We start from the raw sequence: 25,958 nt of genomic DNA, 5'->3' as shown, positions 1-25,958 counted from the left end.
ACACCGCCGGGGTAACATCGCGCCCATGAAGGTCACCGTGTCGCGCTCCGGTGGTTTCGCCGGCCTCACCCGCAGCTGGTCGGTGGACGTCGACGCCGAGCCCGACACCGAGTCGTGGCTCGTCCTCATCGACCAGGTGCCGTGGTCGCAGGCCCCGGCGTCCGCCCAGGCGGTGCAACCCGACCGCTTCATGTGGGTCATCACGGCCGAGACCCGCCCGACCCGCAAGGCCAAGCTGCCCGAGCAGCAGGTCACGGGGCCGTGGCGCGAGCTCGTGGACCGCGTCCGCAGCACCTCCGAGGCCGATGCGAAGGCCGGTCCGACGCGATGAGCGACCGCGCGCGCCGACCTCGCCGACGACTCTCGGGCGAGGTGCTGGCCGGGCTGCTCGCACTCGTCGTCCTCGTGACGGGCGGGGTCGGTGTGGCCGTGGTGCAGAGCGGCAACCCGATGAACGTCCGCGGGGCCGTGACCGCGCCTCCGTGGGGTCGCCCGGCGACCGACCAGCTCGAGACCCGGGCGGCCGCCGCCGGCCTCGAGAACGTCTGGGGCCAGGACCTCGCCATGCACGTGCACACGCACCTCTCGATCACCGTCGACGGGCAGGCGGTCACCGTGCCCGGTGACATCGGACACGACTCCGACGCCAAGTTCGCCGCCGAGATCCACACGCACGACACGAGCGGCATCGTGCACGTCGAGTCGCCCACGCGCGAGACCTTCGTCCTGGGGCAGCTCTTCAGCGAGTGGGACGTCGCACTCGACGGACAGGGCGTGGGGTCGCTCGGGCACGACGACGGACTCGAGCTGCACACCTTCGTCGGGGGCAGCCCCTACACGGCCGATCCGGCCGGCATCCCGCTGCGGGACTTCGAGCGCATCGACCTCGTGCTCGCGCCGATCGGCGAGACGGTCACCGCGCCTCCGGCCTTCGCCTGGCCTGCCGACTACCGCTGAGCCGCGCCGGACGCCTAGCGCAGGTCGTCGGAGCCCGCCGACGAGGTCAGGGCCAGCGGACCGGGACCGGGAGGCGCGTGGTCGTCGGCTCGGACGGCCCGCCCGGTGCCAACAACTCGAGCAGTCGACCGGCCGCGACCCGCCCCAGGTGCTCGCCGTCGACGTCGATCGCCGGGACCCCCACCAGCCCGAGGGCGTCGACGACCATGCGTTCCGAGCTGACCGTGACGGAACGGTCGCGGTGCTCGTCGGCCCGGAGGACGAACATCAGGCCGAGCCCGATCGCCGTGGCGTAGGGAACGACGGCCGTCGCCCCGGAGGCGAGGACGTCGTCGCTCGCCCGGACCCCGGCCTCGAAGGTGGACGGGTAGGGCCCCAGCACGGTGAGTTCGGCCCGGCCGGCGGCGGCCTCGACCACCGCCGCCGTGCGCTGGACGTTCTGCCACGAGCCGTCGGGCCCGCCCAGGTAGGCGACGCGCTCGTGCCCTTCGGCGACGAAGCGCGCCACGAGCGAACCGAACGCGGCCGCCGTGTCGGCCACGACCGACGACGCCCCGGCCACCTCGCGGTCGACGAGCACGGTCGGCTTGTGGCCCGTCGCGGCCCGCACGACGTCGTCGGCACCGCGCGGGGCCACGACGATGAACCCGTCGACCTGGTGTGACAGCCGCTCGAACGCGGCCAGCTCGCCCGCCTCGGCCAACGGGTGGACCGCGACCGTCAGCTGCAGGTCGGCCTCGCCCGCCGCGGCCTGGGCCCCGGCGATGATCGGCGTGAAGAACGCGTTGTCGAGGGTCGGCACCACGAGGGCCACGACGCCCGTCCGCCCACGGGCCAACTGGCGAGCCGCACGGTTGGGCACGAAGCCGAGCTTCGCGGCGGCGGCGAGCACACGACCGGCCGTGTCGGGCGACACCAGCTCGGGGCGGCTCAGAACCCGCGAGGCGGTCGCCTTCGAGACACCCGCGAGCGTCGCCACGTCCGCCAGCGTCGCGAGCCGCCCTGCCCCAGTCATGCCCCCCACCCTAGAGCCTTGCTGAAACCGGTCCCGCACGACGTCCTGACGCTTGTAACAAGCTGTTTACACGGCAGGACCGGTGCGAGCGATCCACGGCCTTAGGGTCGATGTAACCGGTTTCACCCGACGTGGAGCCGACATCCCCCAGAGGCAGAACCCATCGGAGGACACCCGTGACGTCCCGCAAACCCGCGCTGCTGTTGCTGCTGCCGGGCCTCGCCTTCCTGCTGATCGGTTTCGCGGTGCCGTCGCTCGCGATGCTCTTCGCCCCGCCCGGCGTGACCGCCGGCGAGATCGTCGGCCGCCTCGGCCAGATGCTCACCGACCCCTTCGACCTGCGCATCATCGGACGCACCGTCGGGCTCGGCCTCCTCGTGACCGTGATCTGCGTGGCCCTCGGCTTCCCCGTCGCCTACCTGCTCGCCCGCTCGACCTCGCGCTGGTCGGGAGTCCTGCTCGCCCTGGCGATCTTCCCGCTGCTGCTCAGCAACGTCGTCCGCACCTTCGGGTGGCTCGTGGTGCTCGGCAAGAACGGCGCCATCGGCCAACTGCTCACGACGCTCGGCCTGGTCGACGAGGCCCCGCAACTGCTCTACACCGAGCTGGCGATCGTCCTGGGCCTGACCCAGTTGTTCCTGCCGCTCGCGATCATCTCGTGCTACTCGGCGGTGGCCCAGGTCGACCCGGGCCTCGACGACGCCGCCCGCGGGCTCGGCGCGAGCCGAACCCGCACCTTCTGGAGCATCGTCGTCCCCCTCTCGCTGCCCGGCGTCGTCGTCGCCGCGACCCTCGTCTTCGCCGGCTCGGTCACCGCCTACACGACCCCGTACCTCCTCGGCGGCTCGGGCCAGCGCATGCTCGCCACGCAGCTCTTCTCGTACTCGAGCGTGACGATCGACTGGGCCGGGGCCTCGGCCACCGCCCTGATCATGACCGTGCTGGTCTTCGTCGTGTCGGGTCTGTCGTCCCTCGTCGCCCGGAAGGGAGCCACATCGTGACCACCCGCCGCCCCATCGCCGGCACGCTCGCCGTCGCCGGCTACGTCGTGATGATCGTCCCGATCCTGTTCGTCGTCGCCACCGCGTTCACGAGCGAACGCACCCTGCGCTTCCCGCCCCAGGGGTTCTCGCTGCGCTGGTTCGAGGCCGCGCTCGGCTACGACCCGTTCACCCAGGCCCTCGTCTCGAGCCTCCAGCTCGCCCTGATCGCCACGGTGCTCGCCCTGCTCGTCGGAATCCCCGCCACGCTGGCGATCCATCGAGGCAGGTTGCCGGGCAAGGGGCTCGTCGAGGCGCTGTTCCTGTCGCCGCTGATCGTCCCCGAGCTCGTGGTGGGGCTCGCGCTCTACCAGCAGCTCGTCATCGGGTTCCGGCTCGACGCCTTCCCCGTGCTGTTGATCGGGCACACCGTCTTGATGCTGCCCTACGCGGTCCGGGTGACCGGCGCCTCCCTGGCCCTGGCCGACCCCGCCCTCGAGGAGGCCGCCCGCGGGCTCGGCGCCTCGCCCCTCCGGGCCTTCTTCACGGTGACCCTGCCCCTGCTGCGCCCCGGCATCTTCTCGGCGGCGCTGCTCAGCTTCGTCACCTCGTTCAACAACGTCCCCCTGTCGCTGCTGCTGCAGAGCCGCGACTTCCGCACCCTGCCCGTCACGATGCTCGACTACGTGCAGCAGAGCTACGACCCCATGGTCGCGGCGATGGCCACGCTCATCCTCGCGGGCACCGTCGTCATCGCCGTCATCGCCGAACGCACCGTCGGCTTCGCCAAGATCTTCGGAGGCATCAACAGATGAGCACCGCAGCAGAATTCGTCGCCGTCAGCCAGGTGTTCGGGGACTTCACCGCCGTCGACTCGATCGACCTGTCCATCGCCGAGGGCAAGCTCACCACGCTGCTCGGCCCGAGCGGCTGCGGCAAGACGACGAGCCTGCGCATGCTCGCCGGCTACGCCGCCCCGACGTCGGGCACGATCCGCATCGCCGGCGTCGACAGCACGCGCACGCCGCCCGAGAAGCGCGACCTGGGCATGGTGTTCCAGTCGTACGCGCTCTTCCCGCACCTCAGCGTCGCCGACAACGTCGGCTACGGCCTGAAGCTGCGCGGCGTCGACACCGCCGAGCGCCGCCGTCGCGTGATGGAGACCCTCGACCTGGTCGGTCTGGCCCACCTCGCCGGCAGCAAGCCCAAGAAGCTCTCGGGCGGCCAGCAACAGCGCGTCGCCCTGGCCCGCGCCATCGCGATCCGCCCGAAGCTGCTGCTGCTCGACGAGCCGCTGTCGAACCTCGACGCGCGCCTGCGCGTGCAGATGCGCGCCGAGATCCGCCGCATCCAGGCCGAGACGGGCCTCACCGTCGTGCTCGTCACCCACGACCAGGACGAAGCGCTCGAGATGAGCGACGACATGGTGCTCATGCGCGCCGGCCGGATCATGCAGCAGGGTTCACCGCAGCACGTGTTCCCCAACCCGGCCAACCGCTTCGTCGCCGACTTCCTCGGCTACGAGAACTTCGTCACGGCGGCCGACGGCACCCTGCTCGCGATCCGCCCCGAGCACCTCGGGGTCACGCCCGAGACCCTCGCAGGACGCGCGGCGCACGACGGTCTGCACCTCGCCGGGGTCGTCAGCGACGTCGCGTACCGCGGGGTCGACCTGCTCGTCACCGTGCATGCCGTCGACGCCGCCGGTGCGGAGGTGCGTCTGCTGTCGGACGTCCGCAGCACGGGCTCCGAGACGGTCGCGATCGGCGACCGGGTGACCGTCACGGCGCCGGCCTCGCGGCTCGTGCCCCTCGCCGACTGATCCACCCGGTGCGCGGAGCCGCGCGCGCCTCCTCGTGACCCGCCCCCACCGGACCCACCCACCCGCGTTCCACACCGCCCGGTCTCGCCGAGACCGCCCCGAAAGGACACGATCATGACCCCCACCCTCCGCACCCGCCTGGCGATCGTCGCCGGCGTCACCGCGACGACCCTCGTGCTCGCCGGCTGCTCGGCCGACGGCGGCGGCGAGTCCGACGCCGACACGATCACCGTGAGCACGTTCCCGTTCGGCGTCGAGGAGTTCCAGGAAGCCGTCATCGACCCGTTCACCGAGAAGACCGGCATCGAGGTCGTCGTCGACACCGGCTCGAACTCGGACCGCCTGTCGCAGCTGCAGGTCGCGGGCGGGCAGCCCGACGTCGACGTCATGCTGATCTCGGACTACTACGCGGCCCTCGGCCAGGAGGACGACCTCTTCCAGCAGGTGGACGCCTCGGCCGTGCCGTCGCTCGACGAGATCGCCGACTTCGCGAAAGAGGACTCCTACCTCGGCCCGGCCTACAGCTACCAGCTCAACGGGACGATGTACTCCACCGACGAGCTGACCGCCGACGAGGCCGCGCAGTGGAGCCTCTACGGCGAGGAGGGTGTCTCGGGCAAGGTCGCCCTGCCGGACATCTCGGTGACGGCCGGCCAGCTGATGGTCTCGGGCGTCGCCGACGAGTACGGCGACGGCCCCTACGACATCGACGCGGCCCTCGACCAGCTCGGCGAGTGGGCCCCGGGCGTGCTGCAGTTCTACAGCTCGTCCACCGAGGTCACCAACCTGCTGACGCAGGGCGAGATCGTCGCCGCGGACTCGCTGAGCGGATTCGCGACCGACCTCGTCGAGTCGGGCGAACCGATCGCCTGGACGGCGCCGGCCACCGGCCGCTACATGGCCACCAACCGGGCGATGATCCCGACCGGCGCCGAGAACGTCGACGGTGCGAACCAGTTCGTCGACTACCTGCTCTCGGTCGAGGCGCAGACCTCGTCCGCCGAGATCGTCGGCGACCTGCCGGTCAACCCGGGCGCCACGGTGCCCGACACGATCGAGGCCGTCGTGGGCGACATCGCCGCCGACCCGGTCGCCGCGGGCTACTCGACCCTCGACCCGACCGAACTCGTCCCCACCCGCTCGGACTGGGTCGACCGCTTCGCCCGTGAGGTGACCTCGCGCTGATGAGCACCACCCTGCCCCCGGCCTACCTGGACCGCATGCCCAAGGTCGACCTGCACTGCCACCTGATCGGCACCGTCCGGGCGAGCACCTTCGCCGAGCTCGCCCGCCGAGAGGGGCTCGAGCTGCCCGACGAGCCCGAGCGCATCTTCGCCGACATCAACTCGCTGCCGCCCGACCCGGCGCTCTACCGCGACACGCGCATCCCCGTGCCGCAGGGGCGCAGCGACGACGAGCCCGAGGTGTCGTACTCGTTGTTCCAGGCGTCGAACTGGGTCGTCGAGGTGCTGCGCGACGCGGACGACCTCACGCGGATCGTCTACGAGGCCTTCGAGGAGGCGCACCGCGCCAGCGGGACCCGTCACCTCGAGCTGTTCTTCGACGCCGTGCCGCCGCACCTCGAGTCGCTCGGCTACGCCGGGTCCGTGGAGGCGTACGCCGAGGGCATCCGGATGGCCGAGCGCGACTTCGGCATGACCGGACGCATGATCCAGGGCATCGACCGCAGCAAGTCGGGCGAGCACGCCCTCGAGCTCGTCCGTCAGGTGGTGGACCACCCGCACGAGTACGTGGCCGGCATCGGCCTCGACAACCTCGAGACGAGTGGGCCGCCCGAGCGCTTCGTCGAGGCGTACCGGCTGGCGGGCGAGGCCGGGCTGGGCCGGACGGCGCACTCGTCCGAGCACTCCCCCACGGCGGTCAACACGATCACCTGCCTCGACCAGCTGGGCTGCGACCGCATCGACCACGGGTACTACGTGCTCGAGGACGACGAGGTCGTCGCGCGCGTGCGCGACGAGCAGGTGGCGTTCACCGTCGTGTCGACGACCTCGCGACGGTCGTGGCGTCCCTGGCGCCGCGCCTCCATCGAGGCCATGCTCGACGCGGGCCTGAACGTCGTGCCGGCGTCCGACGACCCGGGCATGTTCCCGACGAGCCTCGCCGCCGAGTACCGCATCGTGCACGAGCAGATCGGGGCGACCACCGACCAGGTGCGCTCGATGGCCTACGCCGGCGTCGACGCCAGCTGGCTGCCCGGTGCCGAGAAGGAGGCCCTGCGGGCGCGGTTCGACCGCGAACTGGCCGCCCTCGACCACGAGTTCGCGGTGGCCGGGGTCTGACCCGGTCCGGGGCCTGGCCGGCACGGGGCCTGGCGGGTACGGGGCAGAACCGTGCCAGGGCGAGCCGGCGCGGGGCCGAGCCGGCCGGCCCGGCCCCTCCGACCCGGCCTACGAGACGACCGTGAGGCGTTGCGTGGGCCGGGTCATCGCCACGTAGAGGCTGGCGTTGCCGCGTCGGCTGGCCTGCCGCACCCGCTCGGGGTCGACCACGACGACCGAGTCGAACTCGAGCCCCTTCGACGTCGTCGGGCTCAGCACCGAGATCGGCTTGGTCAACGACGCCGTGCCGGCCGCCACCAGACCGTCGAACTCGGCCGACAGCACCTCGACCAGCGCCTGGACGGCCTGCTCGGGCGCGATCACCGCGAGCGTGCCCTCGGAGTCGATCGCCCGGTCGGCCCGGACGGCTTCGACGGTGGCGCGCACGAAGTCGTCCTTCGAGGAGGCGCCGGTCACCTCGCGCACCGGCCACTCGCTCGAGCGCACCGATCGGCTCGGGGTGATCCGCAGCCCGGTCGCCGTCGCGACGTCCTCGGCGTAGGTCACGATCTGCGCCGGCGTCCGGTAGTTGACGGTCAGCTCTTCGAGCCGCCACGGAGCCGAGGTGCCCTGGGCGCCGCCGCCTCGACGACGGCCCAGCAGGGCCTGGAGGGCGCGGTCCCACGAGGTCGCCGACGCCGGGCTCGACGCCTGGGCGATGTCGCCGACGACGGTGAACGACCGCAGCGGGCAGCGCCGCGAGAGCAACCGCCACTGCATGGGCGACAGTTCTTGCGCCTCGTCGACCACCACGTGGCCGAACGCCCAGGTACGGTCCCCCGCGGCCCGCTCGGCGGTGGTCATCGACGCCGCGCGCTCGGCGAAGCCCCCGGCGATCTGCTCGGCGCTGACCATGCCCTCGACGCCCATGTTCTCGATGGCGCGCTCGGCGTTCTCGATGTCGCGCTTGCGCTGGGCCTTGCGGGCCAGGCGCTCGGGGTCGACGCCGGTCTGGAACTCGCCGAGCAGCTCGGCGGCCTCGTCGAGCAGCGGCACGTCGGAGACCGTGAAGCCCGCCCCGCGGTCGCGCCGCAGCAGGGCGCGCTGCTCGGGCGTCCAGCGCGGGGTGATCGAGGCGAGCCAGTTCGGCCGGGCGTACAGGTCCTCGACGAGCTTCTCGGCGCTGAGCGGGAGCCAGGCCGTGTTGAGCAGCACGCGCACGTCGTACGACTGCCGGATGTCTTCTCGGAGGACGGCCTCGTCGGACTCGTCGACCGTCGTGCCGTGCTCGCGCATCTGGTCGACCAGCTGACGCGTCAGGGCCGAGAGGGCCGCCTTGTTGAAGGTGACCCGGGCCACGTTGTGGGGCTTGCCGCGCTCTTGGGCCTTGCGCATGGCCTCGCCGACGAGTTCGGGGCGCACCACGAGGCGTTCGCCGTTGATGTCGATGGTCGTCGGCTCGGCCGGGCGGATCTGCCGCGACCGGACGGCGCGGCGCATCAGCTCGGCCATCTCGGCGGACCCCTTGAGGGCGGCGACGTCGGGCGCGTCGTCGGTCTGGGCCTCGACCCCCGGGTACAGGCTGCCGAGGCTCGACAGGACGACGCCGCTCTCGCCGAGTGACGGCAGCACCTGCTCGATGTATCGCAGGAACGAGCGCGACGGCCCGACGACGAGCACGCCCGAGCCCTTGAGCCGGTCGCGGTGCGAGTAGAGCAGGTACGCGGCCCGGTGCAGAGCGACGGCCGTCTTGCCCGTGCCGGGACCGCCCTGGACGACGAGCACGCCGTCGAGCTGCGAGCGGATGATCCGGTCTTGCTCGCCCTGGATCGTGGCGACGATGTCGGTCATGCGGCCGGTGCGCTGCGCGGTCAGCGCGGCCATGAGCGCCCCCTCGCCCTGCAGCTGCACGTCGTCGCGGTCGAGCAGGTCGGGGTCGAACACCTCGTCCTCGAGACGGGTGACGGTGCGCCCCTCGAGGGTCAGGTGGCGACGGGCGCGGGCCCCCATGGGCGTCGCGGCGGTCGCCTGGTAAAAGGCGCTGGCCCCGGGCACGCGCCAGTCGAGCAGGATCGGGTGGTGCGCCTCGTCGCGCAGGCCGATGCGGCCGATGTAGCGGTAGCGCCCGCCCTCGCCGGGCTCGGCCGGACGGTCGACGTCGCCGGTCTGACCGAGCAGGTCGGGCGTCTCGAGTTCGAGGCGACCGAACGCGAGCCGCTCGTCGACCGAGCCCAGCTGCACGATGGTGTCTTCGTACAGCCGCGCGTAGGCGTCGCGCTCGCTGCGGCTCTGGTGGTTGCCGCCGACGGTCTCGCGGCGGGTCCGCTCGAGGCGGACGCGGGCGTCGGCCTTCAGCTCGTCGAGGCGCTCGTAGAGGGTGCCCACATAGGCGCGTTCGCGGTCGATCTCGGATGACAACAGGTGTTCGTACCCTTCGGGAAAAGTCGGCACGCCAGTCTAGCTTCCGGCCACCGACGGCGAGGCCCGGAATCGGTCCGAGGACGCAGGAGGCGCGCCCGTCCTCGAGGGGACGAGCGCGCCTCCTGGGGTGGTCGCGTCGGAGCCGGGTCTAGAACTCCTCGTGGGTCAGCGGGTCGCCGTCCCACAGCCGACCACGCTCGAGGCCGCTGAGCGACTCGACCTCGTCGGGCGTGAGCTCGAAGTCGAAGACGTCGAGGTTCTCCCGCTGACGACCGGCATCGGCAGACTTCGGCACGGGGACCGCGCCGAGCTGGACATGCCAGCGGAGGACGACCTGGGTGGGCGTCTTGCCGTGGGCCTGCGCGATCTCGGTGACGCGTGCCTCGCTCAGGAGTTCGCTCTGCTTCGCGAGCGGGCTCCAGCTCTCGGTGACGATGCCCATGCTCTCGTGCACGGCGCGCAGCTCGGCCTGCGGGAAGTACGGGTGCAGCTCGATCTGGTTGACCGCGGGCACCACGCCCGTCTCGTCGGCGACGCGCTGCAGGTGCTCGGCCGTGAAGTTCGAGACGCCGATCGAGCCGACGAGCCCGTCTTCCTGAAGCCGGACGAAGGCCTTGAACGTCTCGACGTACTTGTCGATCCGCGGCAGCGGCCAGTGGATCAGGTAGAGGTCGACGAAGTCGAGGCCGAGGTTCGCCCGGCTCTCGTCGAAGCTCGCCAGGGTCTCGTCGTACCCGTGGTGCCGACCGGGCAGCTTCGTCGTGACGACCAGGTCGTCGCGGGGCACGTCGCTCCGACGGATCGCCGCCCCGACGGCCGCCTCGTTGCCGTAGTTCAGCGCCGTGTCGAGCAGACGGTAGCCCGACGAGATCGCCGTGACGACCTGCGCCGTGCCCTCGTCGCCGTTCAGTCCGTAGGTGCCGAGGCCGAGCTGGGGCAGCGTGCGCCCGTCGTTGAGGCCGACCGAAGGGGCGACCGTCATCAGCTGACGCCGAGCAGGTCGATGACGAAGATGAGCGTCTTGCCCGAGAGCGGGTGTCCGCCGCCGGCGGGACCGTAGGCCAGGTGGGGCGGCACGACGAGCTCGCGACGTCCGCCGACCTTCATGCCGGGGATGCCCTCCTGCCAGCCGCGGACCAGGGCCTGCAGCGGGAAGTTGATGGCCTCGCCGCGGCTCCACGACGAGTCGAACTCTTCGCCGGAGTCGTGCTCGACGCCGAGGTAGTGGACGTTGACGGTCGAGCCGGACTGCGCCTCGGCACCGTCACCGACGGTGACGTCGGTGATCTTCAGCTCGGTGGGGGCGGGGCCGGTGGGGGCGTCGATCTCGGGCTTGGTCTGGGGGTCGTGAGTCATGCCGACCATCCAACCACCCCGCCGAGGGGAGGGTCGGCCGCTCGCGTCCTCCCTGCGAGGCTCGAGAAGCCGACCCACGTTCGCACCGAGAACACGTCATCGATGCGAACACATGGACGCTACTCCCGTGGTGTCGCGCCGCCAAATCGGCCGGGAGCACCCGGACCGGGGCGCGCGGGTCGCGCCACCCGGGGCTGCGGGTCGCGCCACCCCGGCCTGCGGGAATCTGCACGATCGGCAAGAATGGCAGCTTGTCCGCCAACCCGCCTCCGTCACCGCCGTCGCCCCGCCCTGCGCCGCCCGCCCGTCGCCCGCTGTTCGTCGACGTCACCCCGCTCCGCACCAGCCCCGCCTTCGCCCGGCTGTTCGCGGGCAGCGCGATCAGCGGCATCGGGACGCAGCTCACGCTCGTCGCCGTCGGCCTCGAGATCTTCGAGATCACCCGCTCGACCTTCGCCGTCGCCCTGGTCGGAGTCGTCTCGCTCGTGCCGATGATCCTGGCCGGCCTCTACGGCGGCATGCTCGCCGACGCCTTCGACCGGCGGAAGGTCGCGCTGGTCGCCGCCGTCTTCGCCTGGTTCTCGACCGCGGCCATCGCGCTGCACGCCTACCTCGGGCTGCACGAGGTGTGGCTGCTCTACCTGTTGACCACGGTCAACGCCGTGGCGGGCACGATGATCGCGACCTCCCGCGCCTCGATCGTGCCGCGCCTCCTGCCCCGCGACCTGCTGCCGGCCGCCTCCGCTCTGAGCGGCATCAGCATGGGCCTGATGCTGACCGTCGGGCCCGCCCTGGCCGGCGTGCTGGTCGCGAGCGTGGGGTTCCCGCTGACCTACACGGTCGACGTCGTGCTGTTCTCGACGGCGTTCCTCGGGATCGTCACGCTGCCCCCGATCCGACCCGAGGGCGAGACCCAGCGTCCGAAACTCGAGTCGTTGCGCTTCGGCCTGGCGTTCCTGAAGCGGTCGCCGAACATCCGCACCACCTTCGTCATGGACATCGTGGCGATGACGTTCGGCATGCCCCGCGTGCTCTACCCGGTGGTCGGCACGCTCGTCATCGGAGGAGGCGCGGTGACGGTCGGCGTCCTCTCCGCCTCCTTCGCGGTGGGGGCGCTGCTGAGCAGCGTCTTCTCCGGACGCCTCGGCCACGTGCGCCGTCAGGGCGTGGCCGTGCGGTGGGCGATCACCGCCTACGGGCTCTGCATCGCCGCGTTCGGCGTCGTGCTCCTCGTGACGCCGGCCCACGGCGGCGCCGTCACGGCGGGACTCGACCAGGCGAACCTGGTCGCCCTCGGCGGGGCGGCGATCGCGCTGGCCGGAGCGGGTGCGAGCGACAACGTCAGCTCGATCTTCCGGTCGACCATCCTGCAGTCGGCCGCGCCCGACGCCATGCGGGGTCGCCTGCAGGGGATCTTCATCGTGGTGGTCACGGGAGGGCCCCGGGTCGGCGACCTCTTCGTCGGACTCGTCGCGGGCATCGCGGTCTTCTGGCCGCCCCTGCTCGGCGGGCTGCTCGTCGTCGCGCTCGTCGCGCTCGTGGCCCGGCTCACGCCCGCGTTCGGACGCTACGACGCCGAGGCGCCGACGCCCTGACGCGAGTCGGCAGTGGCGGTCGTCGCGGCGACCGCACCCGGGACGGGAGGAATCGCGGCGGCGCGCGTCACCAGCCGGGGCCGGACTGCGGCGACCCGGGATGCTGCGGCACCTGCGGCGGCCAACCCGGGTGCTGCGGGTATCCGAGGAAGGCCGTGGGCGGAGCCTGCAGGGCGACACGGCTCGCGGTGAGGGCGGAGAGCAGTTCGGCCTCGTCGCGCTGCACCGCCTCGTCGAGCGCGCGGCGGCCCTTCACCAGCCGCTGGCGGGTGAAGGCCAGACGCGTCGCGTTCGAGATGAAGACCTTCATGGCGGGTCGGATGCCCCGGGACGCGGCCCACGACCTCGCGCGGCGACGACCGGCGCTCGACGAGAGCATGCCGACCTCGTCGGCGCTGAACCAACCCACCGCGGCGTACTCGGCGAGCCGGTCGTGGGTGACCCTCCGCTCGTTGCGGCGCAGGAACACCACGAGCAGCACCATGGCCACGAAGATCGGCACCTGCACGAGCAGGTAGTAGACGAAGAAGCCGTCGCCGACCACGAAGAGGGCACCGTTCCAGAGCGCGTGCAGTCCCGCCGCGGGGACGAGGCCGACGAAGAACCAGCCGATCGCGCCGTAGGGGCCCGTCCGTCGGGCGGCGAGACCGAGGGCGAAGCCGGTGCAGGCCGTGTACATGACGTGCGCGAACGGTGACATCAGTGCGCGGACGAAGAAGACGTAGGCGAGCCCCTGACTGCCCGTCGCGAGGTCCTCTCCGACCTGCAGGGCGAAGTACTGGATGTTCTCGACGAACGCGAACCCCGCCGCCACCGTGGCGGCGTAGACGATGCCGTCGACCGGGCCGTCGAAGTGCCGTCGGAAGATCCACAGGACGAGCAGCACGCCGAGCCCCTTGGCCCCCTCTTCGACGAGCGGCGCCTGGACCACCGCCCCGAGCACGTCCTCGAGCCCGCTCGAGCGGACCCCGAGCACCGACCGTGCCGTCGTGAGGGCGATGTCGACGATCAGTGCGGTGCCGACCGCGACCGCCGCACCCCAGAGGAAGGCGAAGAGCAGCGCCACGCGCGGCTCGGGCTCCCACCGGTCGACCAACCAGATGCCGACCAGGACGATGGCCAACGGGACGAAGGCGAGCAGGCTCCCGGCCAGCAGGACGGCGGGCTGGACGAAGATCAGGAAGTACAAGCCGACGGCCAGGGCGAAGGTGCCGATCACGGTGAAGCCGGCGGCGAGCGCCACGGCACTCGCGACCCGGCGGCGCGGGGTCGGTTGGACGAAGACCGGCTGCACGGGGTACCAGACCGGCTCGGGATTGACCGCCGGACCGTGGCCCGGCCACCCGGCACCCGCTGTCGAGGGGACCGACGTGGGATCGGCGTAGGGCGTCAGGGGGCGTCCGTACGCGTCGTGTCCGACGCCGCGGGGATCGGACCAGGTCATCCCCCGACCCTACGGGCTGACGCCGGGGTCGGCGCGGGGTCCGGGACGGGCCGCGACGCCCCGGACGGCCCGGTAATCTCGCAGGATGGCCCCGACGCGTTCCCTGCCCGAGGACCCGTCGCTGTTCCGGTACGTGATCATGCGGGTCTGGCACGATTTCCTGCGCCATCGCACGATCGACGCCGCCGGGTCGCTCACCTTCTTCTCCATGCTCGCCCTGGTGCCCGGTGCGCTCGCGCTCGTCTCGGGGGTCGCCCTGTTCGTCGACGACGGCGACGCCGTGGACGAGATCCTCTCGGTGGCCCGGTACGTCCTGAGCCCCGACGCGATCGAGACCCTGCGCTGGCCGCTCGAGCAGATGCTCAGCCTGTCGAACCCCGGCGTCGCGTTCGGCATCGGCCTCTGGCTCACCCTGTGGTCGTTGTCGGCCTACACGACGGCGTTCGGTCGGGCGATGAACACCGCCTACGAGGTCGAGGAGGGGCGCCGCATCTGGAAGTTCCGCGGACACATGATGATCGTCACGCTCGTGCTGATGGTGTCGTTCGCCGTCATCGCCGTCATCCTGCTCGTGACGCCGACGCTCAGCGACGCGGTCGCCGCCCGCTTCGGCATCGGTCGACCGTGGACCGACCTCTACAACGTCGTCAAGTGGCCGGTGCTCGTGGTCCTGGCCGTCCTCTCGGTCGCGATGCTCTACTTCTTCACGCCCAACGTGCGACCACCGCGCCTGCGCTGGGTCTCGTACGGAGCCATGGTCGCCCTCGGCGGGTGGGCGATCGCGACGGTGGGCTTCGCGGTCTACGTCGCGACGGTGTCGAACTACGACCGCTTCTACGGCTGGGTGGGCGGTGTCGTGGTCGTGCTGCTCTACGCGTACATCAGCAACTTCGTGCTCGTGATCGGCGGCGAGCTCGACAGCGAGATCCTGCGCATGCGTCAGTTGCGTCGAGGGGTGCAGGCCGAGGAGGTCATCCCCCTGCCGCTCCGTGACACCGCGCGCAACCACATCCTGGCGCGGAACCTCGCCTGGGACGTCCGGGTGGGCCGGTCGATCCGCGAGCGGGCCCTGCGCGAGAACGGCGGCGTGCTCGAGCCTGACGAACTGCGGCGCGTCCACCTCCGGGGCGATCGCGACCGGCCCGCCGACGAGCGGCCTCAGGCCGCACAGCGAGCCGACCAGGTCGACCCGAGCACCCACGCCCCGTCGACGCCTTAGAGGCGCGGACCCTCAGGAGGCGCGGTGCCGGTCGACCGACACCGCGCCTCCTGCCCGTGGTCGCGTCAGCCGGCGGTCTCGTCGCCCGGGTTGCGGGCGCCCGTCGTGTTGGCCGCCCGGGCCACCGCCGCGGCGGGGTCCTCGACGTCGATGACGGTGATCGCGCTGGTGATCGGCGCGAGCCCCGAGAGGCGAGCGGGCGAGAGCACCTTGCGCACCTGCTCGTCCGTCATGAGGCCGGCCGCGACGACGAGCGGCGCGATCGCCGCGTTCGTCGTCAGCGCGGTGTGCGCGATCGCCGCAGCCGCCGTGTAGCCGATGTAGGGCGTGAGCGCCGTGACGCTGCCGACGTTCGTCTCGACCTGCTGGGTCAGGCGGGCGCGGTTCGCCTCGATGCCGTCGACGCAGTTGATCCGCAGCGTCTGGCAGGCGTAGGTCATCCACTGCAGGCTCTGCATGACGGAGTGGGTGATGACGGGCTCGAACGCGTTGAGCTGCAGCTGCCCGGCCTCGGCGGCCATCGTGACCGTCACGTCGGCCCCCGCCACCGAGAACGCGACCTGGTTGACCACCTCGGGGATCACCGGGTTCACCTTGCCCGGCATGATCGACGACCCGGCCTGGCGCGGCGGCAGCGTGATCTCGCTGATGCCGGCCTGCGGGCCCGACGACAGCAGTCGCAGGTCGTTGCAGATCTTGGACAGCTTGATCGCACTGCGCTTCAGGGCGCCGCTGAGCGTCATGAAGACACCCGTGTCGCTCGTCGCCTCGATGAGGTCGGGGGCCGTGACGAGGTCCATGCCCGAGAGCGTGCTGAGGTGGCGGCGGACGGCGTCGGCGTAGAGCGGGTCGGCCGTGATGCCCGTGCCGATGGCCGTGGCACCGAGGTTGATCTCGCCGAGCAGCGGCACCACGTCGCGCAGTCGCTGGACGTCTTCGGCCAGGGTGTGGGCGAAGCCCGTGAACTCTTGGCCGAGGGTCATCGGCACGGCGTCCTGCAGCTGGGTGCGGCCGACCTTGAGCACGTCGTGGAACTCGGCTCCCTTGGCGGCGAACGAGTCGGCGAGCAGGTCGAGTTCGACCAAGAGGCGGCGCAACGTGAGCACCATCGCGATCTTGATCGAGGTGGGGTAGGTGTCGTTGGTGCTCTGGCTGCGGTTGACGTCGTCGATCGGGTGCAGGTGGCGGTATTCGCCCTTGGCGTGGCCGAGCAGCTCGAGGGCGCGGTTGGCGATGACCTCGTTGCTGTTCATGTTCGTCGACGTGCCGGCGCCGCCCTGGATGACCCCGACGGCGAACTGGTCGTGCAGCGCGCCCCCGCGGATCTCTTCACAGGCGCGTTCGATGGCCTCGGCCTTGACCGGGTCGAGCACGCCGATCTCGACGTTGGCACGGGCCGCCGCCTGCTTCACGAGCGCCAGGGCCGTGACGAGGTCGGGGTAGACCGAGATGGGCCGCTGCGAGATGGGGAAGTTCTCGAGCGCCCGGGCGGTGTGGATGCCCCAGTACACGTCGGCGGGGACCTCTCGGCTGCCCAGCGAATCGGTCTCGGTGCGGGTCGGTGCTGCTGTCTCGGTCGTCACGTGTGGTGAGCCTCCGTCGTCAGTCGGGGCCCGGTCGTCGTCGACCGGACGCGTCCGTCGAGCCTACCGGCGGGACGACGGACGGGTCCCTCCCGAGGAGGCGCGGCTCGACCGTCCGGGACGCTCCCGCCCCGGGGGACGAGACGACCCCGGGATGCCGGGTCAGCGGTGGAAGCCGGGGACGATCAGGTAGATGCCGTACAGCACGCCGAGGGCGCAGACCACGAAGCAGGCGTAGCCGGCGGCGGTGCGGACGGGCGTCCGGCCCTCCACGGTCAGGAGGCGGAGGCCGAACGAGTAGAGCGACACGAGGGCGGCGGCGGAGAACAGCGCGACGAGCGCCACCACGACGAAGGCGGACCAGTCGATCATCAGCGCACCTCGTCGTCGGTCGGCACCGTGCTGCGCGGGGCGGCGACGGGCTCGGGTGGGTCGTCCATGCGGACGAACGGGGCCTCGACGCCGGACGCCGGGGTGTCGACGCGGCCCTTGCGGACGGCCCGCCGGGCACGACGACGTGAGAGGACCGACGTGGCCGCGACGTCGACCTCGATGGCCGAGCCCTGGTCGTGCGGCCGACGGCGGGAGAGGACGAAGATGCCGGCGATGACGGCGGCACCGACGGCGGCGTCGATCACGAGTCCCGTGACGCCGAGCGTGGCGATGAGGGCCGCGACGGCACCGACGGCCGCCGAGGCGGGGAGCGTGATGAACCAGGCGACGACGATCTTGCCGGCCGTGCCCCACTGGATCTTCGAGCCGCGGCGTCCGAGGCCGGCGCCGATGATCGATCCACTCGCGACCTGCGTCGTCGACAGCGCGAAGCCCAGGTGGCTCGAGGCCAGGACGGTCGCGGTCGTCGACGCCTCGGCCGAGAAGCCCTGCGTGGGCTTGACCTCGGTCAGGCCGCCGCCCATGGTCTGGATGATGCGCCAGCCGCCCGTGTACGTGCCCAGCGCGATGGCGAAGGCGCAGACCACGACGACCCAGAAGGGCGGGCCGGAGTCGGGCGTGAGCAGCCCGCCCGCGATGAGGGTGAGCGTGATGACGCCCATGGTCTTCTGCGCGTCGTTCGTGCCGTGCGCGAGGGCGACGAGCGACGACGTGAAGATCTGGCCGTAGCGGAAGCCACCGCGCTCGCTCTTGTCGTCGCGGCGCCGGGTGATCGTGTAGGCGAGACGCGTGGCGGTGTACCCGACGACGCCGGCGATCAACGGGGCGAGCAGGGCGGGCAGCACGACCTTCGACAGCACGACGCCGAAGTCCACCGACCCCATGCCGGCACCGACGATCGCGGCACCGATCAACCCGCCGAACAGGGCGTGCGACGAGCTCGAGGGCAACCCGCGCAGCCACGTGAACATGTTCCAGACGACCGCGCCGATGAGGCCGGCGAAGATCATCTCGGGGGTGATCTGCACCCCGCCGTCACCCTCGCGGATGATGCCGCCCGAGACGGTCTTGGCGACCTCGGTGCTGAGGAAGGCTCCGACCAGGTTGAGGATCGCAGCGACCGTGACGGCGACCCTGGGCTTCATCGCGCCTGTCGCGATCGGCGTCGCCATGGCGTTGGCCGTGTCGTGGAACCCGTTCGTGAAGTCGAAGAAGAGAGCCAGCGCGATGACCAGGACGACGATGAGTGTGATGTCCACCGGCCTGAGTGTCACAGGTGGGTGGACGCGGGTCAACTCGGCGGTGACCTGCGGGGTACATCTCGGTGAACGGTGGGTGACGCGGACCGTCGTGCGGCCGGAGGCGCCTCACACGTGGGGCACGAAGTCCTGCCAGGCCCGTCGCCGTTCGCCCCGGGGGTCGTGCTCGACACGGTCGCGGACGTCGATGACGAGGGTGCGTCGGCGGTGGGGGTCGTAGGTCGGCCAGTCGGCGACCGCCCCCGTGCGGACGAACTCGAGCCAGCGCGAGCGCGTCCGCGCGGCCGTGCGCAGGAAGGCCCGACGGCCACCCAGCAGGCTCATCGCCCACCCGAAGGCGGAGCCCATGCGGTCGTAGATGGCCCAGAGCTCGAGGCCGTGGAACGCGTCGACCCCGGCCGCGCGCAGGATGCGCGTCGTCGCGTCGAAGCGGTAGAACCGGACCGGCTGGTGCAGCGCGTGCCGCTCGGCCACCTTGACGCTCGGGAACCAGAACGCGTAGTCGCCGCCGAAGTCGAGGGCGGCCGGGCGGGCGGGAAGACCCGGGTAGTGCTTCTTGATCGCCTTGCGCGCCTTCTTCTCGGTCGCGGCGAAGATGGCCCGGATGCGCGGCTTGGTCGTGGCGAGGATGTCCCGGCGCCCGGTGAACACCGACCCCTCACGGTCGTTCGTGCCGATGATCAGCGGCACCGGGTGGGCCCGTCCCGCCTTGAAGGCGTCGAGCGGGCGTTCGGGCAGGAAGTCCCCGTCGATGACCGGGCTGAAGCAGATCGTGCCCGGGTCCTCGTCGGGGATGCGCAGCTGCAGTCGGCTGGCCGCCCGGACGATTGCGGTCGTCGGCGCCTCGGCGAGCATCGTCGCCGCGTCGTCGACGCTCGTGGCCTCGAGGTCGTCGTCGTCCAGGTCGTGCGCCAGCAGCTCGAGGAACTCCCCCGCCCAGCGCTGCGTCACGTCCGGCGGGTAGATCGCGTTCGGCGGTGCGCTCTGGGCGACGACCCCGCGGAAGAGGCCGCGAGCGCGCGGCACCGTCATGAGGGTCGTCACGGCGTTGCCGCCCGAGCTCTCACCCGACACGGTGACGCGGTCGGGGTCGCCGCCGAACGCGGCGACGTTGTCGCGGACCCATTCGAGGGCGGCGACCTGGTCGCGGAGCCCGAGGTTGGAGTCGAACGGGCGCTCCGGGGTCGCCCAGTGGCTGAAGTCGAGGTAGCCGAAGGCGCCGAGCCGGTAGTTGAGGCTGACGTAGACGATGCCGCCCTCGCGGACGAGCGTCTCGCCCTGTCTCGGGAACTCTCGCGACGACCCCACGCTGTACGCGCCTCCGTGGACGAACACGAGCACGGGTAGCCCGTCACCCGGCGCGGTGCCGTCCGGCGTGATCACGTTGATCGTCAGGCAGTCCTCGCTCAGCGGCGTGGTGGCGTCGACGCCGACGAACTGCACGCGGTCCTGCGGGGCGGCGGGGCCGAACCGGCCGGCGTCGCGGACGCCCGTCCACGCCGCGGGCGGCTCGGGGGCCCGGAACCGGAGGCGCCCCACGGGTGGTGCTGCGAAGGGGATGCCGCGCCAGGCGAGCACGCCACGCTCCCGCACGCCGCGGACCTCGCCCGAGCGGGTGGTGCGGACGAGGTCGGGGGCCGGGACGGTCGCCCGGGGCTGTGCGGTCACGGAGCGATGTTACGGGCCGTCGGACGGCCGACCGGGGCCGTTCACCCGACGTTCTCCTAGGGGGTGCCTGGGAGGATGGATCGGACTTTGCAGTCGGTGCACATCGCATGGCTGCCCTCGACGACTGGACGGAGCCCGGCTCACATGGAACTCGGCGAGCTGCTGATCATCTTGACCGGGTCGCTCGTCGTGACCGCCTTCGCCCGCTGGCGCGGTCTGCCCGCGCCGCTCCTCACCGTGGGCATCGCCCTGCTCGTGTCGCTGATCCCCGGCGTGCCCGACATCGAGATCGACTCCGAGGTCATCCTGACCGTGGTCCTGCCGCCGCTGCTCTACTCGGCCGCGCTCGACGTCAGCCTGCTGAACTTCCGCGAGAGCCGGGTGCAGATCGCGCGACTGGGCGTGGGCGCCGTGATCGTGACGGCGTTCGCCGTCGGGGGCGTCGCCTACGTGATGATCCCCGACATGACCCTGCCCGCCGCACTCCTCGTCGGGGCCGTGGTCGCGCCTCCCGACGCCGTGTCGGCGGCCGCCATCGGTCGCAAGCTCGGGCTGCCCCGCAAGGTGATGACCGTGCTGTCGGGCGAGAGCCTGATCAACGACGCCGCGTCGCTCACCCTGGTGAAGGTGTTCCTGGCGATCGTGGGCGGTGCGAGCCTCACGCTGTGGGACGACCTCGGCATCTTCGGCCTCGCCATCGGCGTGGGCGTGGCGGTGGGCCTCGCGCTCGGCTTCGTCGCCCACCGGGTGCGGATGCGCATCGACGACCCCGTGGTCGAGAACGTCATCGGCCTCCTACTGCCGTTCGTCGCCTACATCGCTGCGGAAGAGCTGAGCGGCTCGGGCGTGCTCGCGGTCGTGGCCGCGGGGCTCTACGTGGGCTTCAACTCACCCCGCACGGGCTACGCGACCCGTCTGCAGGAGCGCCCGTTCTGGTCGGCCGCCGACGTCGTGCTCGAGGGCTTCGTCTTCGCGCTGATCGGCCTCCAGCTGCGGGCCGTCGTGATCGACGTCAGTGAGAGCGAGCGTGGCCTCGGACAGAGCGTCGGCGTCGCGCTCGCCGTCCTGGCCGTGGTCGTCCTCGTGCGACCGGTCTTCGTGTTCGGCACCTACCACGCAGCCCGCGCCGGCCGGTACCTCTTCCTCTCGACGGTGCTGCGGAAGCTCCGCCGGGTGCCCGCGCTCCGCCGGCTGCGGCGAGCGCCGGCGCTGCGGACGGTGCGATACCACCCGCAACCCCGCATGGACTGGCGACAGCTGAGCGTCATCTCGTGGACCGGCATGCGGGGCGTGGTCACCCTCGCCGCGGCCGTCTCGATCCCGGCGGTCACCGAGTCGACCATCCCCGTGCCGGCGCGCGACACGATGTTCCTCATCGCGTTCATCGTCACGGTCGGCACCCTGCTGCTGCAGGGGCTCACGCTGCCGGTCGTCATCCGGGCGCTCGGCGTCCGCGACGACACGCAACGCGACCGCGACCTCGCCGCCGAGCTGGCGGTCTTCGCGACCAGCACCGACGAGACCATGGCCTACGTCGCCGAGCGTCGTGCCGAGTGGGAGAAGCGGTGGGGGCCCGAGCTCACGGAGCGCGCCGTGCAGCTCTCGACGACCCGACTGCTGCGGCAGAACGAGGCGCTGCAACGCACGGCCCTCGACGACGCCGACGAACGGGACGTCTCGGGGGCGACCGCCGCCCAGCGCGCCCGCCGTCGTGCGGCACCCCAGGCGCTCGGCTCGATCCGGCGTGAACTGCTCGCCAAACGACGCGAGGTGGTGCTGCGCGAGCGGGACGCCGGAGCGCTCGACGAGGAGGTCATGAGGCGGGTGCTGCTCGGGCTCGACGCGGAAGAGCTCGCCATGGACACCTCGGCCTTCACGAGCACGAGGTCGTGACGCCCGCGCGGCGTATCGTGAGCGGCACCGGCGGCGAGACGACGAGACGACGGAGACCAGGAGGGCGCGGCACCGTGGCGACCACGACGAAGCAGACGACCACGGACGCCGTGGGCGGCCCGCCGAAGCCCGAGCCCGGTCGTTACCGCCGCTGGTACTCGACCCTCCACCCGTCGTTGCAGCTGATCGGCCTGCAGCTCTGGTTGCCCCTCTTCTTCATCGTCGGCTTCTGCCTCTGTTACATCGCGGCCTTCCATGCGCCCCACCCGCACGACGTCCCCGTGGCCGTCGTCGGATCGTCGTCGGCCGCCGCCGAGCTGCAGGCGGGCCTCGACGAGGCCCGTCCCGGCGTGATCGACGTCCGCGCCTACGGCTCTGCCGACGAGGCCGAGCAGGCCGTGCTCGCCGGTCACGTCGCGGTTGCCTACGACCCGGCCGACACCACGATCTACACGGCGAGCGCCCACCAGTACCAGGTCGCCGCCCTCATCCCGGCGACGATCACCCCGGTGCTCGAGGCCCAGGGGGTCACGCCCACCGTCACCGACCTGGCCCCCCTGCCCGCGAACGACGAGTACGGCACCGTGTCGATGTACCTGATGCTCTCGTGGTGCATCGGCGGCTACATGGTCGCGATGTTCATCGGGCTGATGGGTGCCCCGCTGCGCCACCGCACCCGGATGACCGTGATCGGCGTCGGGGGCGGCGTGATCTCGCTCGTGACGAACGTCCTCGCGGGGCCGGTGATCGGGGCCGTCGACGGGCACTTCGTGCCGCTCTTCCTCATCGCCTGGGCCTGGATCATCGCGATCGGCCTCGCGGTCAACGGCATCAGCTACTTCGTCGGACGGTTCGTCGCCCTGCCCGCCATGATCGTGTTCGTCTTCCTGTCCATGCCGTCCTCGGGCGCCGCCTACCCCGCGTGGTTCATGCCCCAACCGTTCGCGTGGCTCAACGCCGTCGTGGTCGGCAGCGGCATCACCGAGATGCTGAAGCGCGTGCTCTACGGCGTGGGCCCCGGGTACGGCCGCGGCGTGACGATGATGCTCTGCTACGCCGCCCTCGGCGTCGTGCTGATGATCGTCGGCAAGCGCTGGTGGGAGAACCGCCGCATCGCCCGCATCGTGTCGGGGCGCACCACGATGTTCGCCGACGCCCAGAACGCGAACCGCGAGTTCCTGATCGCCGAGCGCGACGAGGTGCTCGCCCGCCACGGCCTCGTGGCGACGGACACGGGCACGATCAACACGATCCCCGAGGACGAGCGCGGCGATCTCGGCGATGCCGGCGAGCGGGGCGACATGTTCCTCGGCGCACCCGGGGGGCTCGAGAACGACGAACTCTCGACGCGACCCGTGCGGGTCGTGCCGAGCGACCGGGCCGGGTCGGCGCACCCCGGGCGTGACGACGGTGCGGCGCGCTGAGGCGGTACCCTCGAGGCTCGTGACCACGAACACCCTGCACCGTCTGCTCGTCGCCCTCGTCGTCCTGCTGCTCGTCGCGGCCGGGACGCTCTACGTGCTCTCGGTCACGCTGGCGCCACAGGGTGGTCCCGACGTCGCGGCGCGCTTCGTCGGCTACGCCTGGATCGCGGTCGTCGGGGCCGTGCTCACGGGTGTCGTCGACTTCTTCGTGCGGGCGGGACTGTCCCGTACCAGGACTCGACGCGGGCGCTGACCCCGGGCCGATGAGGTGCCGGTCTCAGACGAGGCGGGCCTCGGCGGCCGACGCACGTCGCTCGGCCAGCTCGTTCGCGGCGAGGCGTTCGATGCGGTGCCACCGCGCGGCCGTGGCGGCCATGCCCGCGACGAGGGCGACCATACCGAGGCTCGAGAGCGCCAGCAGGAGGCCGCCGAACGCCGCTCCGACCACGACGGCGACGAGGCCGAGGGCCCAGGCGACCGCGGGCAGCCACAGCGGCAGCGACAGGTGGCGGGGCGCCATGGCGGTGCCGGCCGCGCTCCGGACCGTGGTCGTGGTCAGGCCGTCGTAGCTGGTCATGTCGCTCCCCGTGAGATCCGTCCGACGGCGGGGGTGTCCCCCGAGATCCGTCTCGGGTCCGACCCTAAACGGGGCGAGCCGCCGCCGCGCCCCCCTCTGCGAGGGCCACGCGTCCGAGCCGGGACGCCTCAGGGACCGGCGTGTCCGGCGGGGAGAGGGGCGTCGGAGGCCACCGTGGCGAGGTCGGCCGCGAACACGAACGTGCGGGCGACCTGTCCCCCGGCCAGCACCCCGGGCAGCCAGCGCGACGCGTCGTCCCACATCTCGTCCAGGGGCAGGTCGTCGAGGTCGAACCACCGCGGCACCAGCTCGTCGCTCTCGGCCGGTTCGCCGCGCCACGTGGTGACGACGAAGACCGTCGACCGCTGGCTCCAGCTCTCGCGGTGCGGGAAGAGGTAGAGCAGGTCGCCCCGCCGGTCGAGGTCGGACGCGACCACCTCGACGCCGCTCTCTTCCGCGATCTCGCGGACCACCGCCTCCTCGACCCCCTCGCCCGGCTCGAGCTTGCCGCCGAGGCCGACCCAGTGCCCCGTGCCGAGTCCGCGCTTCTTGCGCCCCAGCAGCACCTGCGGGCGGCCCTCGTGTTCACGCAACAGGTAGGCGACGCAGACGCGGTAGACCGGCATGACGGCAGGCTAGCGGCTGCCGTCATGCCCCGAGGACGGACGACAGGAGGCGCGGGGCGCGTCCCCGGGAACGGCTCGGCGGCTCGCGCGTAGGCTCGTCGGCATGTCCGAAGCACGATCGAGCGGGAGGCGACGGCCCGGGCCGGAGTTCCGCGGTGCCGGTCGCAGCCTCGAGGTGCTGCGAGCCGAGGCCCACGACGAGCTCTCCGCCCTCATCGAACTGCGCTGCCGCAACGGCGAGGACCCTTGGGACGTCATCCCCGGTCTGCCCACCGTCGACGAACAGGTCGTCATCTCGCTGCGGGCCGACGCCCTCGGCACCGACGGCGTGCCGACCGCGACGGGGCTCGGGCTCGCCGACGAACTCGGCTACCTGCGCACCATAGCCCTGTGGCACCCGGAGCTGTCGCGGGCCGTCTGGTCGCTCATGGGCCGGCTCGACGACGCCTCTCGCTGACGGTCGCTGCCCTGCCCCGTCTGTCGGTGGTGCGCCGTAGCGTGTGCGCATGAGCTGGTGGGACGTCGTGACGGTGACCGTGGGTGCGTTCGTGGGTGCCGGGGCGGCGTTCGCGTCGAACCTGCTCGTGCGACTGATCGAGTCGCGACGGCGCGAGGCGTCGGCCCTCAACGAGCTGATCACCGAGATCCACTTCCGGCGCGTGCTGCGCCGGGTGGCGCCGAGGCTCAGCCCCAACCCCCGCGCCCTCGACCCCGTCTACGAGCAGGCGCGTCATTCGATCTCGGCCCTGCGGGGCGAGATCCGGCGGGCCCGGCGAGCGCTTCGTCCCCGCTCGTCGGCCCTGCCCGTGCTGAACGAGATGACGCTCGCCTGCAACACCTTCCTCGACGACAGCGACGACGCCCCCGAGCGCTACCGCCTGCACCTCATGCAGCTGCACGCCCGGCTCAACGCCTCGGTCCGGCGGCTGAGGTCCGACCGCCGCTCGATCTCCGACCTCGAACCCGGCGAGGCGCACCTCGGCGCCACCGTCCAGGGGTTGACCGCGCCGACCACGGCCTTGCCGGTCGACGACTGACCCGCCGGGTCGGACGGCGACCCACGGCAGGGCCGACCCACGGCAGGGCCGACCCACGGCAGGGCCGACCCACGGCAGGGCCGGTCGTCGTCGAGGAGGCGCGGGTACCGTCCCCGACATGAGCGACCGCGACGAGACCACGACTCCCGACACCTCGGCACCCCGCGACGGCGCGTCGGCTGCGCCCGACCCCGCCGGGCACGACGTCGACGCGACGTACACCGTCCCCGGAACGCACTCCGAGTCGGCGGCCGAGAAGGCCGGCACCCCCGAGCAGGCGATCGACGAGGCCCGCGAAGGCGAGGCCCCCGACCCGGCCGACGTCCACGTCGCCTCGGACGAGTACCCCGAGGTCCCGGCCTTCGGCGGCATCACGGCGAGCGACCGCTCGATCTGAGCCGCCGTTA

The 25,958-nt window shown here is 72.0% G+C and carries 26 protein-coding genes; 15 read left to right on the top strand and 11 right to left on the bottom strand.

The genetic code is table 11. The features are described from left to right. Positions 1-25 precede the first annotated feature (25 nt). Together AC1MBW_RS12380 and AC1MBW_RS12375 are read left to right on the top strand one after the other, a co-directional pair. Complete coding sequence (locus AC1MBW_RS12380) at positions 26-331, top strand: protealysin inhibitor emfourin (RefSeq protein ID WP_054147220.1); 306 nt, start codon at positions 26-28, stop codon at positions 329-331. Beyond that, complete coding sequence (locus AC1MBW_RS12375; protein WP_480024658.1) at positions 328-957, top strand: hypothetical protein; 630 nt, start codon at positions 328-330, stop codon at positions 955-957. The genes AC1MBW_RS12380 and AC1MBW_RS12375 overlap by 4 nt, the downstream gene beginning before the upstream one ends. 46 nt (positions 958-1,003) lie before the next feature. On the opposite strand, the gene AC1MBW_RS12370 is transcribed toward AC1MBW_RS12375, so the two are convergent. Next, positions 1,004-1,972, bottom strand: a complete 969-nt coding sequence (locus tag AC1MBW_RS12370; protein WP_480024657.1) for a LacI family DNA-binding transcriptional regulator — start codon at positions 1,970-1,972, stop codon at positions 1,004-1,006. Between the two features lie 176 nt (positions 1,973-2,148). Between AC1MBW_RS12370 and AC1MBW_RS12365 the strand changes: the two genes are divergently transcribed. The 5 genes from AC1MBW_RS12365 (at position 2,149) to AC1MBW_RS12345 (ending at position 7,077) form a co-directional block, all read left to right on the top strand. Then, a complete protein-coding gene (locus AC1MBW_RS12365) occupies positions 2,149-2,973 on the top strand; it encodes an ABC transporter permease (RefSeq protein WP_480024656.1) in 825 nt (274 codons plus the stop codon). After that, complete coding sequence (locus AC1MBW_RS12360; protein WP_480024655.1) at positions 2,970-3,767, top strand: ABC transporter permease; 798 nt, start codon at positions 2,970-2,972, stop codon at positions 3,765-3,767. Before AC1MBW_RS12365 ends, AC1MBW_RS12360 begins: the two co-directional genes overlap by 4 nt. Next, entirely contained in the window at positions 3,764-4,774 is a 1,011-nt protein-coding gene (locus tag AC1MBW_RS12355) for an ABC transporter ATP-binding protein (RefSeq protein WP_480024654.1), read from the top strand. Before AC1MBW_RS12360 ends, AC1MBW_RS12355 begins: the two co-directional genes overlap by 4 nt. A gap of 114 nt (positions 4,775-4,888) precedes the next feature. Beyond that, a complete protein-coding gene (locus tag AC1MBW_RS12350; protein ID WP_480024653.1) occupies positions 4,889-5,959 on the top strand; it encodes an extracellular solute-binding protein in 1,071 nt (356 codons plus the stop codon). Continuing rightward, on the top strand, positions 5,959-7,077 hold the full coding sequence (locus AC1MBW_RS12345) for an adenosine deaminase family protein (protein ID WP_235450928.1): 1,119 nt from the start codon (positions 5,959-5,961) through the stop codon (positions 7,075-7,077). Before AC1MBW_RS12350 ends, AC1MBW_RS12345 begins: the two co-directional genes overlap by 1 nt. 108 nt (positions 7,078-7,185) lie before the next feature. Here the strand turns inward: AC1MBW_RS12345 and AC1MBW_RS12340 are convergent, their stop codons facing one another. The 3 genes from AC1MBW_RS12340 to AC1MBW_RS12330 all read right to left on the bottom strand — a co-directional run bounded on the left by AC1MBW_RS12340 (position 7,186) and on the right by AC1MBW_RS12330 (position 10,833). Continuing rightward, entirely contained in the window at positions 7,186-9,477 is a 2,292-nt protein-coding gene (locus tag AC1MBW_RS12340) for a HelD family protein (RefSeq protein WP_480026113.1), read from the bottom strand. Between the two features lie 148 nt (positions 9,478-9,625). Then, on the bottom strand, positions 9,626-10,459 hold the full coding sequence (locus AC1MBW_RS12335) for an aldo/keto reductase (protein WP_480024652.1): 834 nt from the start codon (positions 10,457-10,459) through the stop codon (positions 9,626-9,628). Beyond that, positions 10,459-10,833, bottom strand: a complete 375-nt coding sequence (locus AC1MBW_RS12330; RefSeq protein WP_054144963.1) for an FKBP-type peptidyl-prolyl cis-trans isomerase — start codon at positions 10,831-10,833, stop codon at positions 10,459-10,461. Before AC1MBW_RS12330 ends, AC1MBW_RS12335 begins: the two co-directional genes overlap by 1 nt. A 251-nt stretch (positions 10,834-11,084) precedes the next feature. On the opposite strand from AC1MBW_RS12330, the gene AC1MBW_RS12325 reads away from it, so the two are divergent. Next, positions 11,085-12,428 carry an MFS transporter gene (locus AC1MBW_RS12325; protein WP_480024651.1) on the top strand — a complete coding sequence of 448 codons (1,344 nt, stop codon included), beginning with the start codon at positions 11,085-11,087 and terminating at the stop codon, positions 12,426-12,428. A 67-nt stretch (positions 12,429-12,495) separates the two neighbouring features. On the opposite strand, the gene AC1MBW_RS12320 is transcribed toward AC1MBW_RS12325, so the two are convergent. Continuing rightward, on the bottom strand, positions 12,496-13,872 hold the full coding sequence (locus AC1MBW_RS12320; RefSeq protein ID WP_480024650.1) for a PrsW family intramembrane metalloprotease: 1,377 nt from the start codon (positions 13,870-13,872) through the stop codon (positions 12,496-12,498). An 85-nt stretch (positions 13,873-13,957) separates the two neighbouring features. Between AC1MBW_RS12320 and AC1MBW_RS12315 the strand changes: the two genes are divergently transcribed. Then, entirely contained in the window at positions 13,958-15,091 is a 1,134-nt protein-coding gene (locus tag AC1MBW_RS12315; protein WP_054144948.1) for a YihY/virulence factor BrkB family protein, read from the top strand. A 65-nt stretch (positions 15,092-15,156) separates the two neighbouring features. On the opposite strand, the gene AC1MBW_RS12310 is transcribed toward AC1MBW_RS12315, so the two are convergent. From AC1MBW_RS12310 to AC1MBW_RS12295, 4 genes are all read right to left on the bottom strand, one after another. Further along, positions 15,157-16,674, bottom strand: coding sequence for an aspartate ammonia-lyase (locus AC1MBW_RS12310; RefSeq protein ID WP_056048158.1), 1,518 nt, complete (start codon positions 16,672-16,674; stop codon positions 15,157-15,159). 162 nt (positions 16,675-16,836) lie between these two features. Beyond that, the gene (locus AC1MBW_RS12305) at positions 16,837-17,046 is read right to left on the bottom strand and encodes a hypothetical protein (protein ID WP_043596441.1); all 210 of its coding nucleotides are present in this window, start codon (positions 17,044-17,046) and stop codon (positions 16,837-16,839) included. Then, a complete protein-coding gene (locus AC1MBW_RS12300; RefSeq protein ID WP_480024649.1) occupies positions 17,046-18,326 on the bottom strand; it encodes an inorganic phosphate transporter in 1,281 nt (426 codons plus the stop codon). Before AC1MBW_RS12300 ends, AC1MBW_RS12305 begins: the two co-directional genes overlap by 1 nt. 108 nt (positions 18,327-18,434) lie before the next feature. After that, a complete protein-coding gene (locus tag AC1MBW_RS12295; RefSeq protein ID WP_480024648.1) occupies positions 18,435-19,994 on the bottom strand; it encodes a carboxylesterase/lipase family protein in 1,560 nt (519 codons plus the stop codon). A 144-nt stretch (positions 19,995-20,138) separates the two neighbouring features. On the opposite strand from AC1MBW_RS12295, the gene AC1MBW_RS12290 reads away from it, so the two are divergent. The 3 genes from AC1MBW_RS12290 to AC1MBW_RS12280 all read left to right on the top strand — a co-directional run bounded on the left by AC1MBW_RS12290 (position 20,139) and on the right by AC1MBW_RS12280 (position 23,564). After that, positions 20,139-21,887, top strand: a complete 1,749-nt coding sequence (locus AC1MBW_RS12290; RefSeq protein WP_480024647.1) for a cation:proton antiporter — start codon at positions 20,139-20,141, stop codon at positions 21,885-21,887. Between the two features lie 74 nt (positions 21,888-21,961). Next, positions 21,962-23,311 carry an ABC transporter permease gene (locus AC1MBW_RS12285; protein WP_480024646.1) on the top strand — a complete coding sequence of 450 codons (1,350 nt, stop codon included), beginning with the start codon at positions 21,962-21,964 and terminating at the stop codon, positions 23,309-23,311. A 19-nt stretch (positions 23,312-23,330) separates the two neighbouring features. Then, entirely contained in the window at positions 23,331-23,564 is a 234-nt protein-coding gene (locus AC1MBW_RS12280; protein WP_054144953.1) for a hypothetical protein, read from the top strand. Between the two features lie 24 nt (positions 23,565-23,588). On the opposite strand, the gene AC1MBW_RS12275 is transcribed toward AC1MBW_RS12280, so the two are convergent. Continuing rightward, on the bottom strand, positions 23,589-23,888 hold the full coding sequence (locus tag AC1MBW_RS12275; protein ID WP_480024645.1) for a hypothetical protein: 300 nt from the start codon (positions 23,886-23,888) through the stop codon (positions 23,589-23,591). 128 nt (positions 23,889-24,016) lie between these two features. Continuing rightward, positions 24,017-24,514, bottom strand: coding sequence for an 8-oxo-dGTP diphosphatase (locus tag AC1MBW_RS12270; protein WP_054144955.1), 498 nt, complete (start codon positions 24,512-24,514; stop codon positions 24,017-24,019). Positions 24,515-24,617: 103 nt separating this feature from the next. Between AC1MBW_RS12270 and AC1MBW_RS12265 the strand changes: the two genes are divergently transcribed. From AC1MBW_RS12265 to AC1MBW_RS12255, 3 genes are all read left to right on the top strand, one after another. Continuing rightward, positions 24,618-24,971 carry a hypothetical protein gene (locus AC1MBW_RS12265; protein WP_043596433.1) on the top strand — a complete coding sequence of 118 codons (354 nt, stop codon included), beginning with the start codon at positions 24,618-24,620 and terminating at the stop codon, positions 24,969-24,971. Positions 24,972-25,020: 49 nt separating this feature from the next. After that, positions 25,021-25,551 carry a hypothetical protein gene (locus tag AC1MBW_RS12260; protein ID WP_043596432.1) on the top strand — a complete coding sequence of 177 codons (531 nt, stop codon included), beginning with the start codon at positions 25,021-25,023 and terminating at the stop codon, positions 25,549-25,551. 118 nt (positions 25,552-25,669) lie between these two features. Then, entirely contained in the window at positions 25,670-25,948 is a 279-nt protein-coding gene (locus AC1MBW_RS12255; protein ID WP_054144958.1) for a hypothetical protein, read from the top strand. Positions 25,949-25,958 lie beyond the last annotated feature (10 nt).

Source organism: Frigoribacterium sp. AP1 (genome assembly GCF_056680555.1).
Note: the sequence above shows the minus strand (reverse complement) of the source record. Positions and strands in the feature narration are given on the sequence as shown.

Excerpts from the sequence above, each read along its gene's own strand:
- AC1MBW_RS12330 (WP_054144963.1), bottom strand. The coding sequence starts at position 10,833 with ATGACTCACGACCCCCAGACCAAGCCCGAGATCGACGCCCCCACCGGC.
- AC1MBW_RS12380 (WP_054147220.1), top strand. The coding sequence starts at position 26 with ATGAAGGTCACCGTGTCGCGCTCCGGTGGTTTCGCCGGCCTCACCCGC.
- AC1MBW_RS12335 (WP_480024652.1), bottom strand. The coding sequence starts at position 10,459 with ATGACGGTCGCCCCTTCGGTCGGCCTCAACGACGGGCGCACGCTGCCC.
- AC1MBW_RS12290 (WP_480024647.1), top strand. The coding sequence starts at position 20,139 with ATGGAACTCGGCGAGCTGCTGATCATCTTGACCGGGTCGCTCGTCGTG.
- AC1MBW_RS12355 (WP_480024654.1), top strand. The coding sequence starts at position 3,764 with ATGAGCACCGCAGCAGAATTCGTCGCCGTCAGCCAGGTGTTCGGGGAC.
- AC1MBW_RS12275 (WP_480024645.1), bottom strand. The coding sequence starts at position 23,888 with ATGACCAGCTACGACGGCCTGACCACGACCACGGTCCGGAGCGCGGCC.
- AC1MBW_RS12305 (WP_043596441.1), bottom strand. The coding sequence starts at position 17,046 with ATGATCGACTGGTCCGCCTTCGTCGTGGTGGCGCTCGTCGCGCTGTTC.
- AC1MBW_RS12315 (WP_054144948.1), top strand. The coding sequence starts at position 13,958 with ATGGCCCCGACGCGTTCCCTGCCCGAGGACCCGTCGCTGTTCCGGTAC.
- AC1MBW_RS12255 (WP_054144958.1), top strand. The coding sequence starts at position 25,670 with ATGAGCGACCGCGACGAGACCACGACTCCCGACACCTCGGCACCCCGC.
- AC1MBW_RS12265 (WP_043596433.1), top strand. The coding sequence starts at position 24,618 with ATGTCCGAAGCACGATCGAGCGGGAGGCGACGGCCCGGGCCGGAGTTC.
- AC1MBW_RS12345 (WP_235450928.1), top strand. The coding sequence starts at position 5,959 with ATGAGCACCACCCTGCCCCCGGCCTACCTGGACCGCATGCCCAAGGTC.
- AC1MBW_RS12370 (WP_480024657.1), bottom strand. The coding sequence starts at position 1,972 with ATGACTGGGGCAGGGCGGCTCGCGACGCTGGCGGACGTGGCGACGCTC.
- AC1MBW_RS12320 (WP_480024650.1), bottom strand. The coding sequence starts at position 13,872 with ATGACCTGGTCCGATCCCCGCGGCGTCGGACACGACGCGTACGGACGC.
- AC1MBW_RS12270 (WP_054144955.1), bottom strand. The coding sequence starts at position 24,514 with ATGCCGGTCTACCGCGTCTGCGTCGCCTACCTGTTGCGTGAACACGAG.
- AC1MBW_RS12375 (WP_480024658.1), top strand. The coding sequence starts at position 328 with ATGAGCGACCGCGCGCGCCGACCTCGCCGACGACTCTCGGGCGAGGTG.
- AC1MBW_RS12350 (WP_480024653.1), top strand. The coding sequence starts at position 4,889 with ATGACCCCCACCCTCCGCACCCGCCTGGCGATCGTCGCCGGCGTCACC.
- AC1MBW_RS12260 (WP_043596432.1), top strand. The coding sequence starts at position 25,021 with ATGAGCTGGTGGGACGTCGTGACGGTGACCGTGGGTGCGTTCGTGGGT.